Genomic DNA, 15,090 nt, shown 5'->3' with positions numbered 1-15,090 from the left:
GCACCTTCCGGTGTCGCGGGGGCTAGCCCTGGTCGAGCTGCTTCAGGAACGTCTCGGCGAGGGCCTTGGAGGAGTACGGGTTCTGGCCGGTGGTGAGCCTGCGGTCCACCACCACGTGCGAGTCCCAGATCGCTTCGGCCTTCTCGTAGCGGGCGCCGAGCCTGGTGAGTTCGGCCTCCAGGATCAGCGGGAGCCGGCCGGCCATGTTGGTGACCAGTTCCTCGGCGTGCGAGAAGGCGGTCATCCGGTAGCCCTCGAACGGCCAGCGGCCCTCGCCGTCGCGCAGGGACAGGAGCGCGGTGTGGCCGTGGCAGACCGTGGCGAGCGGCTTGTCCCGCTCGATGGCCCAGCGCAGCAGCTGGGCGAGTTCGTCGGACTTGGGCAGGTCGCCGATGGCCCCGTGGCCGCCGCTGACGTAGATGCCGTCGTAGTCGGCGATGTCCTTCTCGCCGAGGGATTCCAGGGCGATGGGGTGCTGGAGCCCAGGGGTCTGCCCGATGACGCGGACGTACTCGGCGGCGTTGGCCGCGTCCTCGTCCGGGGAGCCTTCGGGCCGGACCCACCGCAGGAAGCCGGGGTCGATGCTGGTCGGGTCGACCGTGGGTGCCGCGCCCCCGATCGTCGCCACGTCCACGGTGTGGCCGGCGGCCCGGAAGAGGGTATAGGGAACGACGAATTCCTCTGCCCAGAATCCCGAGGGGTGCTGTTCCCCGTCCAGGAGATGAAGCGTGGCCTTTGCCGTCATGACGACGAGAATCTTCATGATTCTCTCCTTGTTCTGGATTCGCTGCCGATTCAACACGCCCCCTTCCAGGGGCGTAAGGGGTGGACCTCAGGCCCGCGATACTTCGTCACGTGCGTCCAACGCCGAGAGGATCGCGCGGAATTCACCGACCAGGGGGTGGTCGGGAAGGGCTTCCGCGAATATGCGCTCCCCGTACAGGGAGGCCATTTGTGGCACGTACGGGAGAATTCCGGCCAGCGGAGCCCCGTAGACCTCCTCGGCCCGTCGGCGGACGGTCTCCCGGTCGACTCCCTCGGGGGCCATGCTCAGTACGAGGGCCCGCCGGCAGGCCAGCCGTCCGACCAGGGCGATGGTCTCCTCGACCCCGGAGAGGTCGACGCGGTCCGCCCGCGCCATGATCAGGACGATGTCGGCGCTGCCCATGGCGGTCACCGACTCGTTGTTCAGTCCGGCGTGCGTGTCGAGCAGCAGCACGTCGAGCGCGAACCGCTGCGCCAGCCGGTCGAAGCCCTCCGGGAGCAGCCCCACGTCGTACCCGGTGGTCATCAGCTCCCGCAGGGACGCCGTGCCGGACCGGGCCGGTACGACGTACAGCCCGGGCAGGACGGTGCGGCGGGCCGCGGCCTCGATCTCGCAGCGGCCCAGGAGGTAGTCGGCCAGCGAGCCCGGACCCGGTCCGATCCCGAACAGCAGGTCGAGGGTCGGCGACTGGAGGTCGGTGTCGACCGCCCCCACCCGCAGTCCCCCGGCGGCCAGCAGGACCGCGAGGTTGGCCAGCACCGAGGACTTCCCGGTGCCGCCGCGGTGCGAGTGCACCACGATGGTCCGGGTCATCACGCCACCACCCGGTAGCCGTCGCCGGCCACGTGCGGCCCCCGCGCCGCACGTGGCCGGTGCAGGGCCAGCATGGTCACGTCGTCGTGCTGTTCGGCGGTCCCGGTGTGGCGGCGCACGGCCAGGTCCATCCGGTCCACCACGTCCCGGCCGCTCGCCGGGGGGCCGGCGAGCAGTTCCAGCATCCGTTCGTCGCCGAGGAAACTGCCTTCGGGGCAGCGGGCCTCGGGTACTCCGTCGGTGAAAACGAACAGGGTGTCGCCGGGGTCCAGCTGGGCGTAGCCCAGGGTGTAGACGCAGTCCGGCAGCACGCCGACGGCCGGTCCCGTCACGTCGAGGGGCCGTGGCAGGGCGCCCTCGCCGGAGAGCAGCAGCGGCGGGTTGTGGCCGCCGTTGATGTAGACGAGGCTTCCGGTGAGCGGGTCCAGGACGCCGAAGAAGAGGGTGGCGAAGTAGCCCTGGCGCAGGTGGTTGCGGGTGAGGTAGCCGTTGGTGGCGGTGACCGCGTTGAGCAGCGGGGTGGCGCCGACGACCGGGGTGCGGCGGCTGCCGCCGGTGCGGCCGGCCGCCATCAGGTGCTGGAGTCCGCTGTTCTCGGCGGTGTGGCGCAGCAGGGAGCGGATCAGGGCCATGAAGAGGGCGGCGCCGACGCCCTTGTCGCAGACGTCGGCGACGACGACGGCGAGGCGCCGGCCCCGGGAGAGTTCGAAGACGTCGTAGAAGTCCCCGGCCACCTGGCGGGCGGGGCGGAAGCGCACGTCGATCTCCCAGCCCTCGGGAACGGGCAGTGATTCGGGCAGGAAGCCGGCCTGGATCTCGCGGCCGATCTCCAGTTCCTTCTCGTATCCCATGAGTTCGGCGCGGGCGTCGGCCTCGCGCAGGGTGCGGCCCAGTCCGGCCCGCTCGGAGCAGCTGTGCAGGCGGGCGCCGACGAGGGCGGGCAGGAAGGGCGGGACGAGGTAGTCGTGGCCGATGCTGACGTGCCGCTCCAGTGCGGCGAAGGCCGTGACGGTCCAGACGACCACGATGGGGGCGCCGGCCCAGCGGCGCAGCCGGCGTACGGCGCTGCGCACCGCTTCCCCGTCGGCCTCGGCGGGGGCGAGCAGCACGTCGGCGAGGGGCAGTGCCTCCAGTCGGCCGAGCAGCAGTTCGGACAGCGTGCGGGTGACGAGTTCCGCGTCCATCAGCCGGAGTGCTTCGAGCAGGTCGGCGGGTGGCGGCGGGTCCGCGTCCAGGATGATCACGGTGGTGGAGGGCATGCGTCCGTCCCCTCGGCCTTGACGGTCAGCGTGCTGATGTTGCGGCCGTCCCTGCGGGCGTAGGCGTACGTGTCCACGCTGGTCAGGGCCAGGTGGATGCCGAGGCCGCCGACCCGCCGCCGTTCCGGGGGGATCCCGGGGGCGGGGGGCAGGCGGCCTTCGACCGGGTCGAACGCGGGGGCGGTGTCCTCGATGACGATCCGCACCCCGTCGGGACCGCAGCGGCCGCGGACGGTGATCCGTCCGTCGCCGCCCCGGTACCCGTGCATCACGATGTTCGTGGCCAGCTCGTCCACCGCCAGCCGGATCCGGTACGTGGCCCCTTTGCCGAGGCCCGCCCGGCCGGCCAGCAGCAGGACGAACGCGGCGATCTCGCCCAGTGCCCCCACGGTCGCGGGCACCTCCAGTACGGCGGGCTTCCTCGCCAGTCCGACCATCTCACTCACCGCGCGGTCGGCCGTGCCGCTCAGCCATCGGACAGCTGGATGCTGCGGTCGAGGCCCGCCGTGCGGATGGTCCGGGAGACGGGCTCGATGGCGCCGACCACCTTGATGGTGACGCCGGAGCCCACCTTCTGCTGGGCGAAGACCAGGGAGCGCAGCCCGGCGCTGGCCATGTAGCCGACCCCCGCCATCCTGATCTCGACGGTGCCGGTGCCGTGACCGGCGGCCTTCTCGATCGTCTGGTGGAAGTCGGGGGCGGTCTTGGCGTCCAGCTCGCCCGTCAGTTCGATCACGGTGGTGTCGCCCTCGATGCTCAGGGACACGGAAAGCGGCATGTCAGGTCTCCTTCGGTCGGGCGGCTCAGTCGTCCCGGGGGTCGGGGTCGTTCGCGCGGCCGACCAGGATCACGACCGAGCGCGGGCCGATCAGGTACTTGCCGGCGTTGTCCAGCTCCTGTTCGGTCCCCGGGGTGCGGATGTCGTACGGCGCCTCGGCGCCGGTGTCGGCGAACAGGTGCCAGCTGCGGCCGCCGGGCAGCGCGGGCAGTTCGAGGTCGTGCGGCTCCCAGTGGGAGTTCATGGCCACGTAGACCACGTCCTCGTCACCGGCGCCGCAGCGGGCCACCGCCAGCAGCCGGCTCTCCGCCGACCAGTCGGGCTGCCAGGCCCGCTCCCCGTGCCAGCTGATGTCCGGCAGGCCCAGGCTGTCGCGCAGCCGGCCGGTGGGGTGCGAGGTGGAGCGCAGCTCGCGGTGGTGCTTGCGGAAGCCGATCATCTCCCGGGTGAACCGCAGCAGTTCGGCGTTCCCGTCGACCTGGTCCCAGTCGAACCAGGAGAGCTCGTTGTCCTGGCAGTAGGTGTTGTTGTTGCCCAGCTGGGTCCGCGCGACCTCGTCCCCGGCCAGCAGCATCGGGATGCCCTGGCTGGTGAAGAGGATCGCGAGGGCGTTCTTCATCTGGCGCAGCCGCAGCGCGGACACCTCGGGGTCGTCGGTGGGCCCTTCGGCGCCGCAGTTCCAGCTGGCGTTGTCGTTGCCGCCGTCGTTGTTGCCCTCGCCGTTGGCCTCGTTGTGCTTGTCGTTGTACGAGACCAGGTCGGCCAGGGTGAAGCCGTCGTGTGCCGTCAGGAAGTTGACGGAGGCCGAGGTCCCGCGGCTGGAGTAGAGGTCGGGCGAGCCCGCGATCCGGGTCGCCAGCTCTCCGGTGACCCCGGGGTCGCCCTTGAGGAAGCTGCGCACGGTGTCCCGGTACTTGCCGTTCCACTCCGCCCAGCGGCCGTAGGCCGGGAAGTTGCCGACCTCGTAGAGGCCGCCCGCGTCCCAGGCCTCGGCGATGAGCTTGGTGTGCCGCAGGACCGGGTCGAAGGCGAGCAGTTCCAGCAGCGGCGGGTTGGGCAGCGGGGTGCCGTCCGCGGACCGGCCGAGGATGGCGGCGAGGTCGAAGCGGAAGCCGTCGATGTGGTAGTCGGCGACCCAGTGGCGCAGGCAGTCGAGCACGAAGTTGCGCACGACGGGGTGGTTGCAGTTGACCGTGTTGCCCGTGCCGCTGAAGTTGAAGTAGTACCCCTCCGGCGTGAGCATGTAGTACGTGGCGTTGTCGAGGCCCTTGAAGGAGATGGTCGGGCCCAGCTCGTTGCCCTCGGCGGTGTGGTTGAAGACGACGTCGAGGATGACCTCGATGCCGGCCGCGTGCAGGTCCTTGATCAGGGTGCGGAACTCGTCGCCCTGCATCCCGTAGCGTCCGGTGGCCGCGTAGCCGGCCTTCGGCGCGAAGAAGGAGACGGTGTTGTAGCCCCAGTAGTCGTAGAGCCTCTCGCCGGTCTCCGGGTTCGTCCGCGGGTTGTCGCTCTCGTCGAACTCGAAGACGGGCAGCAGCTCGATGCAGTTGATCCCGAGCTCCTTCAGGTACGGGATCTTCTCGCGCAGGCCCGCGAAGGTGCCGGGGGCGGTGACCCCCGAGGAGGGATGGCGGGTGAAGCCGCGCACGTGGGCCTCGTAGACGACGAGGTCCTCGGCGGGGATCCGCAGCGGGGTGTCGTCGGCCCAGTCGAAGTCCTGGAGGCAGACCCGCGAGCGGTACTGGTAGCCGCGGCTGCGGTCCGGTTCCACGCCCCACACGTCGCGGCCGGCGATCAGCCGGGCGTAGGGGTCGGAGAGGACCTGCCGGGCGTCGAAGCGGTGTCCGGTGGCCGGGTCGAAGGGTCCGTCGGCCCGGTAGCCGTACTCGATGTTCTCGTGGTCGAGGCCGAAGACGGTCATGGCGAAGACGCTGCCCGTGCGGAACTCCTCGGGGAACTGCAGCTCGGCCATCGGCTCGGGCTCTCCGCGCTTGAAGATGACCAGGGTCATGGAGGTGGCCTGGTCGGAGAAGACGGAGAAGCTGACCCCGCCCGGGACCACGTTGGCCCCGAACGGGAACGGCTTGCCGGCGCGGACGCGGTACCCGCCCACCTCGTGGGTCGGGTACGCGTCCACCCGCAGCACCTGCTCGGAGGAGGTCTCGCTCATCGCGCGACCTTGGCCCTCGCCGCGGCGGCCGCGGCCTCGCCGGTCTCGAAGAAGTCGAGGAAGCCGGTGGCCGACATGACGAACCGGACTTCCTCGCTCACCCCGTACAGGGTGACCGCGACGCCGGCGTGCTGCGCCTCCCGGTAGACGACGAGCAGGGTGCGCAGGCCGGCGCTGGACACGTAGGTGACGGCGGTCAGGTCGATGCGCAGCGGCCGGCCCTCACGGACCAGCGGCAGGAGTGCCTGGAGCAGGGCACCGGAGGTCTCGCTGTTGATCTCGCCGGTGGCGACGAGCACGGTGCCCGACTTGTTCCGGCGTTCCTTCACGGTCAGAGTCATTGCATTCCCCTCGTGTTGGGGCGCCCCCCGTTGAGCGCTACTTCCGGTTCACCGGCCGGAGCCGGACCTTGACCTTGACCCGTCCCTGGACGTCGGGGAGGTGGACGGTCAGCTCGTCCGCGTCGAATTCCTCGTACGGCTTCTCGTCGATCTCCACGGACGCGATCCGCACCGAGCCCGCGGGCAGCAGGTCGGGCGAGACGCGCAGGGTCCGTCCGGGCAGGTCGGTCGGATCGGGCTGGAAGTGGAAGTCCATCTCCCGGCCGTTGATGAGCAGGTTGTTGTAGACGGCGGCGAGGTAGCAGAGTTCCGCCGAGTGGTACATGGACATCGAGTGGCTGCCCTTGAGCCGCTCGGTGCCGAGCAGGTACGGCGTGCCGCTGGCGAGCACGTTGAAGTACACGGCTCCCTCGTCGTGGTCGAGGAAGAAGGTGTTGTAGAAGGCCTGCGCCTGCCGGGCCTCGCGCAGGTCCGCGTCGTCGCCGACCGTGCCGTTCAGGATGAGATAGGCGAGGATCGCCTGTTCCTGCTGCCACCAGGCCTTGCGGTCGTGCCAGGCGAAACGATACGTCTCCTCCTCCCCGCGCTTCACCCGCTCCACCACGTCGTACCAGCCGCCCCGCTGGACGTCGCTGCCGACGGCCGGCATGATCCGGCCGATCTTCCGGGCGAGCTCCTCGTACGCCGGCTTGGCCTTCAGGGAGTTCATCCGCATCAGGTTCCAGGCGATCTTGAGGTTGTGCCCGACGACCGCGCGGTTCTGCTGCCAGCTGTGCGCGGTGTCGTGCGACCAGTCGCGGAAGAAGCGCTCCTGGACGAACGGGCTGTTCTCGTAGTCCGGGAACCGGTCCGCGATGGTGTCGAAGGTGTACTCCAGGAAGTCGGCGTACTTCTGCTCGCCGGTCGCCAGGTACAGGTTGATCAGGTACGCGGGCGCGTGGTCGCCGACCGAGTTCCAGTTCTTGCGCTCGGCGTTCTCGCCCAGCGACTCGTGGTCGGGGCTGAAGAGGATCGGGTCGATGTGCGAGTAGTAGCCGCCCTGCTCCTCGTCCTTGAAGAACGTGTCGAAGAGCCGGATGGTGGCGTCCGCGTCGTTCCTGATCCGGACGTCACCGGTGACCCGGTAGGTCTGGACGGGGCCGGCCAGCGCGTAGATCTGCTCGTACATCGGGATCGCGTCGTAGTCGTCGGAGAACTCCGAGGTGAACAGCTTGCGCTCGCTGTCCCCGTCGACGCTGATGCCGTGGTACCAGAAGACCACGTCCTCCTCGGTGTCGACGACCCGCATGTGCTTGCGCAGGTACTCGGTGCCGCGCTCGGCGATCTCCAGGTACTCGTCCTTGCCGGTCAGCAGGTAGGCCGAGGCCATGCCGTAGACCAGCCGGGAGATCGTGTCGGTCTCCTGGACGTGGCTGGCGGTCTTGTCCCCGCCGAGGCGGATCTCGGTGCGGTACTCGGTGAAGTCCACCGGCCCGTCGCCGAACTGGGCCCGCTTGTAGAAGTCGGCCAGCGACTCGATCTGCTTGATCCACCAGCCGGTCTCCTCGAACCGGTAGTCCTCGGCCCCGCGGCCCAGGAACACCAGCCGCTTGGCCTCGAACCTTCCGTCCCCCTCCGGGTAGTGGACCCCGTAGACGAAGAGGAAGCGGCCCGGGGAGAGCATCTCGTCGATGTGCCCGGAGGCGTCGACGTACGGCTCGTCCAGGTTGCGCACCAGCTCGGCACTCGGGTCGCCGGCGAGCGAGACCTCGAACTCGCGCTCGTCCGCGGTCTTCAGGCGCAGCAGCCGCGCCCCGGAGTCGAAGCGGACGACGTAGCCCGCGATCGTGTCGGAGAAGGAGAAGCCGGGCGAGCTCGCCATGTCATGCACCGTCCTTGTCGTGTGAGCGGTCGTCCTCGAATCCCTGGCTGACCTCGACGATCACCCCGTCGGGATCGCGGACCCACACGGTCCGCCACCCGCAGATGAAGTCGTCGAAGTCCAGTGGTCCCAGCGTCACTTCGGCCGCGTCGCCCAGCTCCGCGAGGAACGCGTCGACGCTGTCGGTGCGGAAGGCCAGGTGCCGTATCCGGCCCGGGGCCGGCGGGCCGTCCTCGTGCGCCGTACGGGCCGGCTCGGTTCCGGCCTCGAAGAGCTCCAGGTAGGCGTCCCCCTTGCGCAGGAACACGATCCGGGCCTCCCCGAGGTCGACCACCCGGGCCCGGGTGAAGCCGAAGTGGCGGGTGTAGAACTCCTCGGTGGTCTTCTGGTCGGCGCAGTTGAGGCCCACGTGCGACCAGACCATCGCGCCCGGCATCAGCCCGCCCTCCGGCCCCGCCCTGCGGCGAGCAGGTCGATGATCCGGCGGGCGAAGAGGTGGTGGTGGGCTCCGGTGCGGCCGGTCACCAGGTCCCCGTCGACCACCACGTCCTCGTCCACGTACTCGGCGCCCATGTTGCGGACGTCGCCGATGAGGTTGTTGTGGCAGACGACCTTGCGGCCGCGCACCTTGCCCGGGATCGAGGACGCCAGCCACATGCCGTGGCAGATGATCCCCTTGAGCACCGTCGGCTCCTCGAACGCCCGGCGCAGCAGCTCCGTCGCCGGGGCCAGAACGTCCACGTCCTCGGTGTAGCGCAGCCGGTCGGCGACCATGCCCGAGGGCACGATGAGCGCGGAGTAGCCTCGCAGCTCCTCGTCGGCCAGCCCCTCCAGGGAGCGGTCGGCGGTGAAGGGCGCCCGGTACTCGTGCCCGGTGAAGGTGATGGACTCGTTGCCCCACAGCCGGGTCAGGAAGTCGACCTCGGCGCCCTCCTCCGCGAACCGGCGCTGGTAGTAGAAGATCTCGGGCTCGTAGAAGTCGCTCTCGACCAGGACCGCGATCCGGGTCCCGGACAGCGCTCCCTCGCGCAGGACCGCGTCAGGCACGGGATTCCCCCCTGTTCCGGCCTCCGATGAAGTCCGCCGCGCGTTCGGCGATCATCGCGATGGCGGTGTGGCAGTTGCCCGACGGGACGGCGGGCATCACGCTCGCGTCGACGACGCGCAGGTTGCGCACGCCGTGCACGCGCAGTTCGGGGTCGACGACGGAGAGGTCGTCGACGCCCATGCGGCAGGAGCCGGCCTGGTGGTGGTAGCTCTCCGCCTTCTGCCGCACGAAGGTCCGCAGCTCCTCGTCCGAGACGTGCCCCGGCCCCGGCTGGAGCTCCTGCTTGTACCAGGGCGAGAAGGCGGAGGTCGCGAAGAGCTCCCGGGCGATCCTGACGCCCTGCACCATCCGCTCCAGGTCCCACCGGTCGCCCAGGTAGTTCGGGTGGATCAGCGGGTGGGCCAGCGGATCGGCGCTCGCGAGCCTGATCCAGCCCCGGGAGACCGGGCGGACGACGCCGGGCAGGATGGACACCGTGTTCGGGTGGTCCTGGCCGACGATCACGTCGAACGGGACGTGGACGAAGGCGATCTGCAGGTCCGGAGCCGGCAGACCGGGCCGGGAGGACAGGAACAGAGCGCTCTCGGAGAGGTTCTGCGCGGGCGGCGGCAGTTCCTGGGTGACCTCGGCCATGAGCCCGGTCAGCACGTGGTTGTGGAAGTTCTCCCCGACCCCGGGCAGGGCGGCGGTGACCTCGATGCCGTGCTCGCCCAGCTGCTCGGGGTGTCCGATCCCGGAGAGCATCAGCAGCTTCGGGGACTCGATCGCCCCGGCGGCCACGATCACCTCGCGCCGGGCCCGTACGGTGTGCCGTCCCGGCGCCGCCGCCCGGCTGTGGCCGTCGCGCACGGTGCGGCCCGGGATCTGCGCCGGGGCCAGGAGCTGTTCGTACTCGACGCCGGAGCAGGTGTCCCCGTCGAAGAGCAGCCGGGTGGTCTGGGCGTCGGTGCGCAGGGTCAGGTTGGACCGCTCCAGCGCCGGTTCCAGGTAGGCGGCCAGGGTGCCCTGGCGGCGGCCGTCGGCCACGTCGATGTGGTGCCAGCCGGTGCCGAAGAGGCCGCGCCGGGGGCCGTCGGTGTTGAAGTCGGCGATCTCCCGGTGGCCCAGCTCGACGGCCGCGTCGATGAAGGCGCGGGAGACCGGGTTGGGGCCGTGGAGGCCGGCGTTGGTGACCCGCTGCGGGCCGCCGGTGCCGGTGGTGGGCGCGGTGGGGTCCTCCTGGCCCTCCAGCAGGGCGAAGTAAGGGAGCACGTCCTCGTACGCCCAGCCGGCCGCGCCCTGGTAGGCCCAGTTGTCGAAGTCCGAGGCGTGGCCGCGGATGTGCATCATGATGTAGAGGTTGCTGCTGCCGCCGGGGGCCTTGCCGCGCGGTTCGTACGTACGGCGTCCGCCCAGGCCCGGCTGCGGGACGCTGGTGTAGCCCCAGTCGACGGGCCCGCCCAGCAGCTTGTACCAGGAGGACGGGTCGTCCACCTCGGGCGGGATCCGGGAACCGCCCGCCTCCAGGACCAGGACCGAGACGTCCGGGTCCGCGGAGAGCCGGTTCGCGAGGACGCTGCCGGCGGTGCCGGAGCCGACGATCACGTAGTCGTACTGCTCTGTGGCCACGGGTGCCTTCCCCCCTCAGTCCTGGCCCAGCACCTGGAAGGGGACGGTGTCGTGGTGGTTCGACATGTAGGCGATGCGTCCGTCCACGATCCGGAAGAAGTTCATGACCTCGGCCTCGATCGCCTCGCCGGAGGCGCTGACGGCGGTGAGGTGGGAGACGGCGGCGGCCTTCTCCCCGTCGACGAGGAAGTGCACGGGCTCGTTGCGGAAGACCCGGTACATGGTCCCCATGCCCTTCATCATCGAGCGCAGGGTCTCCAGGCCCTCGATGTGTCCGGCCAGCTGCTCGTCCATGACCTGGTCCTCGGCGAACAGGTCGCACCAGCGGTCCCAGTCCCCGGCGTTGGCGTACTCGTAGTACTTGGTCAGGATCGTTCGGGCGTCGTCCGTCGTGCTCATTGCGGTCATCCCCCTATCGGTCCCTGCGGGTTCCGTCCGGCGCGAAGGGCGCCCAGAACTGGCTGAAGGCGGAGGCGGTGTCGCCGAAGAGCCCGTCGCGGCCCTCGACGATCCGGCCGTCCCGCCAGCGCATGAAGTGGAAGACCGGGTAGTCCATCCGCTCGTACGGGGTGGTGCTCCCCGGGTCCGCGCCGTCCCGCAGGGCGACGTTGCGGCAGACGTCGGCGCTGCAGTCCTCGCCGACCAGGACCGCCTCCAGGTCCATCCGGAAGGTGCCGCCCGTGAGCTTGTGGGTCCGGCCCATCAGCTCCAGGAAGGCGTCGAGGCTCTCGTACCAGCCGGCGAGGGGGTGGTTGCCCGGCACCAGCCAGCGCAGGTCCTCGGAGTAGTACTCCAGGATGCGGGCCCGGTCGCCGGAGCCCAGGGCCCGGTAGGCGGCCTCGACCCGCTCGCGGGTCACTTCGGTCATCGTGGCCGTCCTCTCAGAGCGAGACCGAACCGGGCATCGGCGCCAGGTCGTTGACGGTGTACTGCTTGATCCGCGGCCCGTCCGGGCCGGCCACCACGGTCCAGGTCTGGTCGGCGTCGAAGCCACCCCACTGGCTGCGGGCGGCCGGCGCGTCCCAGATCTTGAACTGCCAGTTGACGAGGACCCGGACGATCGCCCGGTCCCCCTCGATGACCGGCTCCACCTTGGTGACCGTGTGCACCTCGTCGAAGAACCGGTTGGTGACGGCGTCGTACCAGCGGGCGAAGTCCCGGTGGCCGAGGAAGGTGTCCTCGGGGACCTTGAACTCCAGGTCCTCGGTGATGAGGGCGAGCACCTGCTCCAGCGGCAGGTGCCGGTCCAGGGCCACGTACCAGTTCTCGGTGAAGGTGCGGATCGCGTCCTCGGTCAGCCGCTCGGCGGGCATGCGGTCTCCTCCTGTCCGTGGGTGTCGCTCGGGTCAGATCTGGATGTCGACGAGGTACGGGCCGGGGTGCGCCAGCATCCGCGCGACGGCGGCCGGCGCCTCGTCCGGCTTCTCCACGCGGGTTCCGTCGGCGCCCAGCGCCCTGGCCAGGCCCGCGAAGTCGATCTCGGGGTGCGCGAGGTCGAAGGAGCCCGGGTAGGGGTGCTCGGCGATGTCCCGCTCGCGCCAGTACTGGGCGATGTTGTCGTCGAGGAGGCGGTACTTGCGGTTGTTGCAGACCACGAACTTGGCGTCGATCCCGTACCGGGCCGCCGTCCACAGGGCCTGGTGGGTGTACATCGAGCCGCCGTCGCCCGCGAAGCCGACGACGAGCCGGTCGGGGTGGGCGAGCTTGGCGCCGACCGCCCCCGGGAAGCCCACGCCCAGCGATCCGCCCCGGGTCAGGTGGTAGTCGCCGGGCCGCTCCGGCGGCAGGTACCGGGTCACCAGCGGCGAGGTGGTCAGCGCCTCGTCGAAGACGATCAGGTCCCGGCCGGTGCGCTCGGCCAGCGTCCGCAGGAAGACGGCCATCGGCGTGCCGTCGTCGTCCGCCGCGAGGTCCGCACGGGCCCGCTCCCGGGTCCGTACGTCCAGCCGCGCGGCGGCCGCGGCCCGCTGCGCCGGGCTCTGCCGCTGCTCCAGTACGCCGGCCAGCGCGCGCAGCGCCTGGCGCGGGTCGGCGGCCAGCCCCAGGTCCACGGGGTGGTTCTTGGCGATCTCGTAGGCGTTCAGGTCGATGTGCACGACCTTCGCACCCGGCCGGAAGGGGTTCTCCAGTTCGGGGAACACCTCCGGGAAGACGTAGGTGCCCACGATCAGCACCGCGTCCGCGTTCCCGACCAGCTCCTTGCTGTGCGGGCCGAACATGTGCCCCGTCTGGCCGCGCCGCAGCGGGTGCGAGGCGGCGATGTTCACCTCCGAGGAGTCGACCTCGAAGACGTCGGCGCCCAGCAGTTCGGCGACGGCGACGAGTTCGGCCTGCGCCCCGGAGAGCGCCACCCCGTCCCCGGCCAGGACCACGGGCCGGGCGGCGCCGGCGAGCAGGCCGGCCGCCCGCCCCACCGAGGCCGGCGAGGGGGCCACGTCGGTGAGCGGCACCGTGGCGGGCAGCACGGGCTCGGAGTTGAGCTCGTCCAGCACGTCCATGGGCAGGGCCACGAAAACGGGGCCGCGTGGCGGGGTGAGGGCGATCTTCACGGCCCGCCGCACCGTGCGCAGCACGGACCGCGGGTCGGTGACCCGGGTCGCGTACTTGGTGACGGGCCTGGCCATGGCCACCAGGTCACAGGCCATCTGCGCGTCCATGGCGTCGTAGCGCACCCCGGCGTCACCGGCGACGACGACGAGCGGGGTGTGCCCGCGCAGCGACTGGTAGAGCATGCCTATGCCGTTGCCCAGACCCACACCGGAGTGCAGCTGGAGCAGGGCCGCGCCGCCCGTGGCGCGGGCGTAGCCGTCCGCGATGCCCGCGGCCACCGTCTCCTGGAGCGCGAGGACGTAACGGAAGTCCGCCGCCGCGTCCACCGCGTCGAGGAATCCCTGTTCCACCGTTCCCGGATTTCCGAACATCACCTTCAGGCCGTCGGCCTTGAACTGCTCGATCAGCCTTTCCCGGCCGGGAGTCGCTGCGGCGTTCACGGTGTTCCCCCTTTTCTCCCGCGGATCGCAGAATTACCAGCCGTAGCGGGTGAGACCGTCTTCCAGGACTTCCACGATCTTCTGCCCGGTGAGGTAGGAGTCGGGGGTCGAACGTCCCGTCACGAAGGGATAGTCGACGATCACGGAGACAGGCTTTCCGAAATTCCCGTGGTAGGCGCCGCGCGGGCCCGTGGCATCGCGCAGGATGTACTCCAGCGGGTACGGGGGCGGGCCCATGTTGAAGTCGGTACCGAGGAATCCGGTGCCGTCCTTGTAGTCGTACTCCTTGCAGTGGCCGGTCACGTGCTTGCCCCAGACGATGCTCTTGCGGTCGTCCCAGTCCCGGGCGAAGGCCAGGCAGGCGACCCCGTAGCACTCGGCGGCCACGACCTTGCCGGCCTTCTCGAAGGCCAGGACCAGGGCGTGCACCCGCTCGTTGTTGGCGAGGTCGGCGATGGGGCCGCTGCCGCCGACGATGAGGATCGCGTCGAAGTCCGCGATGTCGGCGTCGAGCTTCTCCAGGTCGCGGTGGTACTGCTCCAGCTTGCGCAGATAGCCCTCGTCGCTCGTGTACGGGCGCTCGGGCACCCAGGCCTCGATGTCGAGCGGCGAGTCGAGCCGGCTCGACTGCTCGAACTCGCGGCCCAGCCGGGCGTTCTCCTCGGTGGTCACCGAGCGGCCCAGCGGGGGGTCGACGTAGTTCGCGTCGAGGCTCGGCGGAAGTGCGTGGGCGCGCTTTCCGGTCGGCGTGGCGAATACGGTCTCATAGCCCCGCTCGTCGAACTTCGATACGGGACCGATCAGTTCCTCGGCCCAGTAACCGTGTTCGGAGACAATGACCAGAATCTTTCTGCTCACAGATTCCTCCAGGCGCCGCCTGTTGTCGTTGGCGTCCCCCACACTGCGTGCGCCCGGTGCCCGCGTCAAAGGGCCCGAATGCGACTTCGTGAGGTAGCGGGCAAGGTGGTCCGGGCACCTCACGTAGTCGTCCCGCGAAGTCATGAAGTACCCGCCGGACTTCCTGACCTCGGCCGGATCGATGAACCTTTCCCGGATCTCCGACTTATGGTCTGGACGCGCCGTGGACCCCGGGCGGGCCGGGGGGGCACGAGTGCGCGAGGAAAGGGACGGGGACGATGACGATGGACCTGTTGTGCACACACGTCGACCTGATACGTCCGGTGAAGGCCGGCTCCGAGGGCTGTGAGGAGTGCCTGCGGTCCGGTGACGGCTGGGTGCACCTGAGGATGTGCCTGAGCTGCGGGCACGTCGGCTGCTGCGACTCGTCGAAGAACCGTCACGCCACACGGCACTACCGGACCACCGGTCACCCCATCGCGGCCTCGCACGAACCCGGCGAGGACTGGGCCTGGTGCTACGCCGACAAGCTGATGCTGGACCCGGCGTGAGCGCGGCCCGGGAGGGCGCCACCGCCCCCGCCACCACCGACCCCGCA

Annotated in this window: 17 protein-coding genes; 1 reads left to right on the top strand and 16 read right to left on the bottom strand. The window is 70.3% G+C overall.

Annotated features, from left to right (window positions below):
- Positions 1–22: 22 nt before the first annotated feature.
- The 16 genes from ACZ5D2_RS04450 to ACZ5D2_RS04375 form a co-directional block, all read right to left on the bottom strand.
- The gene (locus ACZ5D2_RS04450) at positions 23–763 is read right to left on the bottom strand and encodes a type 1 glutamine amidotransferase domain-containing protein (protein WP_371679486.1); all 741 of its coding nucleotides are present in this window, start codon (positions 761–763) and stop codon (positions 23–25) included.
- A 69-nt stretch (positions 764–832) separates the two neighbouring features.
- Positions 833–1,579, bottom strand: a complete 747-nt coding sequence (locus ACZ5D2_RS04445) for an AAA family ATPase (RefSeq protein WP_371679484.1) — start codon at positions 1,577–1,579, stop codon at positions 833–835.
- The gene (locus tag ACZ5D2_RS04440; protein WP_371679483.1) at positions 1,579–2,838 is read right to left on the bottom strand and encodes a PP2C family protein-serine/threonine phosphatase; all 1,260 of its coding nucleotides are present in this window, start codon (positions 2,836–2,838) and stop codon (positions 1,579–1,581) included. The genes ACZ5D2_RS04445 and ACZ5D2_RS04440 overlap by 1 nt, the downstream gene beginning before the upstream one ends.
- The gene (locus ACZ5D2_RS04435) at positions 2,820–3,275 is read right to left on the bottom strand and encodes an ATP-binding protein (protein WP_266841494.1); all 456 of its coding nucleotides are present in this window, start codon (positions 3,273–3,275) and stop codon (positions 2,820–2,822) included. Before ACZ5D2_RS04435 ends, ACZ5D2_RS04440 begins: the two co-directional genes overlap by 19 nt.
- 29 nt (positions 3,276–3,304) lie before the next feature.
- Complete coding sequence (locus ACZ5D2_RS04430; RefSeq protein WP_266837856.1) at positions 3,305–3,616, bottom strand: STAS domain-containing protein; 312 nt, start codon at positions 3,614–3,616, stop codon at positions 3,305–3,307.
- A gap of 25 nt (positions 3,617–3,641) precedes the next feature.
- Positions 3,642–5,786 (bottom strand): glycogen debranching protein GlgX, encoded by a 2,145-nt coding sequence (gene glgX, locus ACZ5D2_RS04425; protein ID WP_371679482.1) that lies wholly within the window; start codon positions 5,784–5,786, stop codon positions 3,642–3,644.
- Entirely contained in the window at positions 5,783–6,127 is a 345-nt protein-coding gene (locus ACZ5D2_RS04420) for an STAS domain-containing protein (protein WP_030234084.1), read from the bottom strand. The genes glgX and ACZ5D2_RS04420 overlap by 4 nt, the downstream gene beginning before the upstream one ends.
- A 37-nt stretch (positions 6,128–6,164) precedes the next feature.
- A complete protein-coding gene (locus ACZ5D2_RS04415) occupies positions 6,165–7,988 on the bottom strand; it encodes an AGE family epimerase/isomerase (protein WP_371679481.1) in 1,824 nt (607 codons plus the stop codon).
- Position 7,989: 1 nt separating this feature from the next.
- Entirely contained in the window at positions 7,990–8,424 is a 435-nt protein-coding gene (locus ACZ5D2_RS04410) for a VOC family protein (RefSeq protein ID WP_371679480.1), read from the bottom strand.
- Positions 8,424–9,035 (bottom strand): DJ-1/PfpI family protein, encoded by a 612-nt coding sequence (locus ACZ5D2_RS04405; RefSeq protein WP_371679479.1) that lies wholly within the window; start codon positions 9,033–9,035, stop codon positions 8,424–8,426. The genes ACZ5D2_RS04410 and ACZ5D2_RS04405 overlap by 1 nt, the downstream gene beginning before the upstream one ends.
- Positions 9,028–10,644, bottom strand: a complete 1,617-nt coding sequence (locus ACZ5D2_RS04400; RefSeq protein WP_371679478.1) for a GMC family oxidoreductase — start codon at positions 10,642–10,644, stop codon at positions 9,028–9,030. The genes ACZ5D2_RS04405 and ACZ5D2_RS04400 overlap by 8 nt, the downstream gene beginning before the upstream one ends.
- A 15-nt stretch (positions 10,645–10,659) precedes the next feature.
- Positions 10,660–11,043 (bottom strand): nuclear transport factor 2 family protein, encoded by a 384-nt coding sequence (locus ACZ5D2_RS04395; RefSeq protein ID WP_371679477.1) that lies wholly within the window; start codon positions 11,041–11,043, stop codon positions 10,660–10,662.
- A gap of 13 nt (positions 11,044–11,056) precedes the next feature.
- Positions 11,057–11,512 carry a nuclear transport factor 2 family protein gene (locus tag ACZ5D2_RS04390; protein WP_371679475.1) on the bottom strand — a complete coding sequence of 152 codons (456 nt, stop codon included), beginning with the start codon at positions 11,510–11,512 and terminating at the stop codon, positions 11,057–11,059.
- Positions 11,513–11,525: 13 nt separating this feature from the next.
- Complete coding sequence (locus tag ACZ5D2_RS04385; RefSeq protein WP_371679474.1) at positions 11,526–11,957, bottom strand: nuclear transport factor 2 family protein; 432 nt, start codon at positions 11,955–11,957, stop codon at positions 11,526–11,528.
- Between the two features lie 33 nt (positions 11,958–11,990).
- On the bottom strand, positions 11,991–13,634 hold the full coding sequence (locus ACZ5D2_RS04380; RefSeq protein ID WP_371679473.1) for a thiamine pyrophosphate-binding protein: 1,644 nt from the start codon (positions 13,632–13,634) through the stop codon (positions 11,991–11,993).
- Between the two features lie 33 nt (positions 13,635–13,667).
- The gene (locus ACZ5D2_RS04375) at positions 13,668–14,492 is read right to left on the bottom strand and encodes a type 1 glutamine amidotransferase domain-containing protein (protein ID WP_371679472.1); all 825 of its coding nucleotides are present in this window, start codon (positions 14,490–14,492) and stop codon (positions 13,668–13,670) included.
- 278 nt (positions 14,493–14,770) lie between these two features.
- Between ACZ5D2_RS04375 and ACZ5D2_RS04370 the strand changes: the two genes are divergently transcribed.
- The gene (locus ACZ5D2_RS04370; RefSeq protein ID WP_371679471.1) at positions 14,771–15,043 is read left to right on the top strand and encodes a UBP-type zinc finger domain-containing protein; all 273 of its coding nucleotides are present in this window, start codon (positions 14,771–14,773) and stop codon (positions 15,041–15,043) included.
- The last annotated feature ends 47 nt before the right edge of the window (positions 15,044–15,090 follow it).

The sequence above is a fragment of the Streptomyces sp. NPDC031479 genome (assembly GCF_055581065.1).
Note: the sequence above shows the minus strand (reverse complement) of the source record. Positions and strands in the feature narration are given on the sequence as shown.

Excerpts from the sequence above, each read along its gene's own strand:
- ACZ5D2_RS04410 (WP_371679480.1), bottom strand. The coding sequence starts at position 8,424 with ATGCCGGGCGCGATGGTCTGGTCGCACGTGGGCCTCAACTGCGCCGAC.
- ACZ5D2_RS04435 (WP_266841494.1), bottom strand. The coding sequence starts at position 3,275 with ATGGTCGGACTGGCGAGGAAGCCCGCCGTACTGGAGGTGCCCGCGACC.
- ACZ5D2_RS04445 (WP_371679484.1), bottom strand. The coding sequence starts at position 1,579 with ATGACCCGGACCATCGTGGTGCACTCGCACCGCGGCGGCACCGGGAAG.
- ACZ5D2_RS04415 (WP_371679481.1), bottom strand. The coding sequence starts at position 7,988 with ATGGCGAGCTCGCCCGGCTTCTCCTTCTCCGACACGATCGCGGGCTAC.
- glgX (WP_371679482.1), bottom strand. The coding sequence starts at position 5,786 with ATGAGCGAGACCTCCTCCGAGCAGGTGCTGCGGGTGGACGCGTACCCG.
- ACZ5D2_RS04420 (WP_030234084.1), bottom strand. The coding sequence starts at position 6,127 with ATGACTCTGACCGTGAAGGAACGCCGGAACAAGTCGGGCACCGTGCTC.
- ACZ5D2_RS04440 (WP_371679483.1), bottom strand. The coding sequence starts at position 2,838 with ATGCCCTCCACCACCGTGATCATCCTGGACGCGGACCCGCCGCCACCC.
- ACZ5D2_RS04450 (WP_371679486.1), bottom strand. The coding sequence starts at position 763 with ATGAAGATTCTCGTCGTCATGACGGCAAAGGCCACGCTTCATCTCCTG.
- ACZ5D2_RS04385 (WP_371679474.1), bottom strand. The coding sequence starts at position 11,957 with ATGCCCGCCGAGCGGCTGACCGAGGACGCGATCCGCACCTTCACCGAG.
- ACZ5D2_RS04430 (WP_266837856.1), bottom strand. The coding sequence starts at position 3,616 with ATGCCGCTTTCCGTGTCCCTGAGCATCGAGGGCGACACCACCGTGATC.
- ACZ5D2_RS04390 (WP_371679475.1), bottom strand. The coding sequence starts at position 11,512 with ATGACCGAAGTGACCCGCGAGCGGGTCGAGGCCGCCTACCGGGCCCTG.
- ACZ5D2_RS04395 (WP_371679477.1), bottom strand. The coding sequence starts at position 11,043 with ATGAGCACGACGGACGACGCCCGAACGATCCTGACCAAGTACTACGAG.
- ACZ5D2_RS04370 (WP_371679471.1), top strand. The coding sequence starts at position 14,771 with ATGACGATGGACCTGTTGTGCACACACGTCGACCTGATACGTCCGGTG.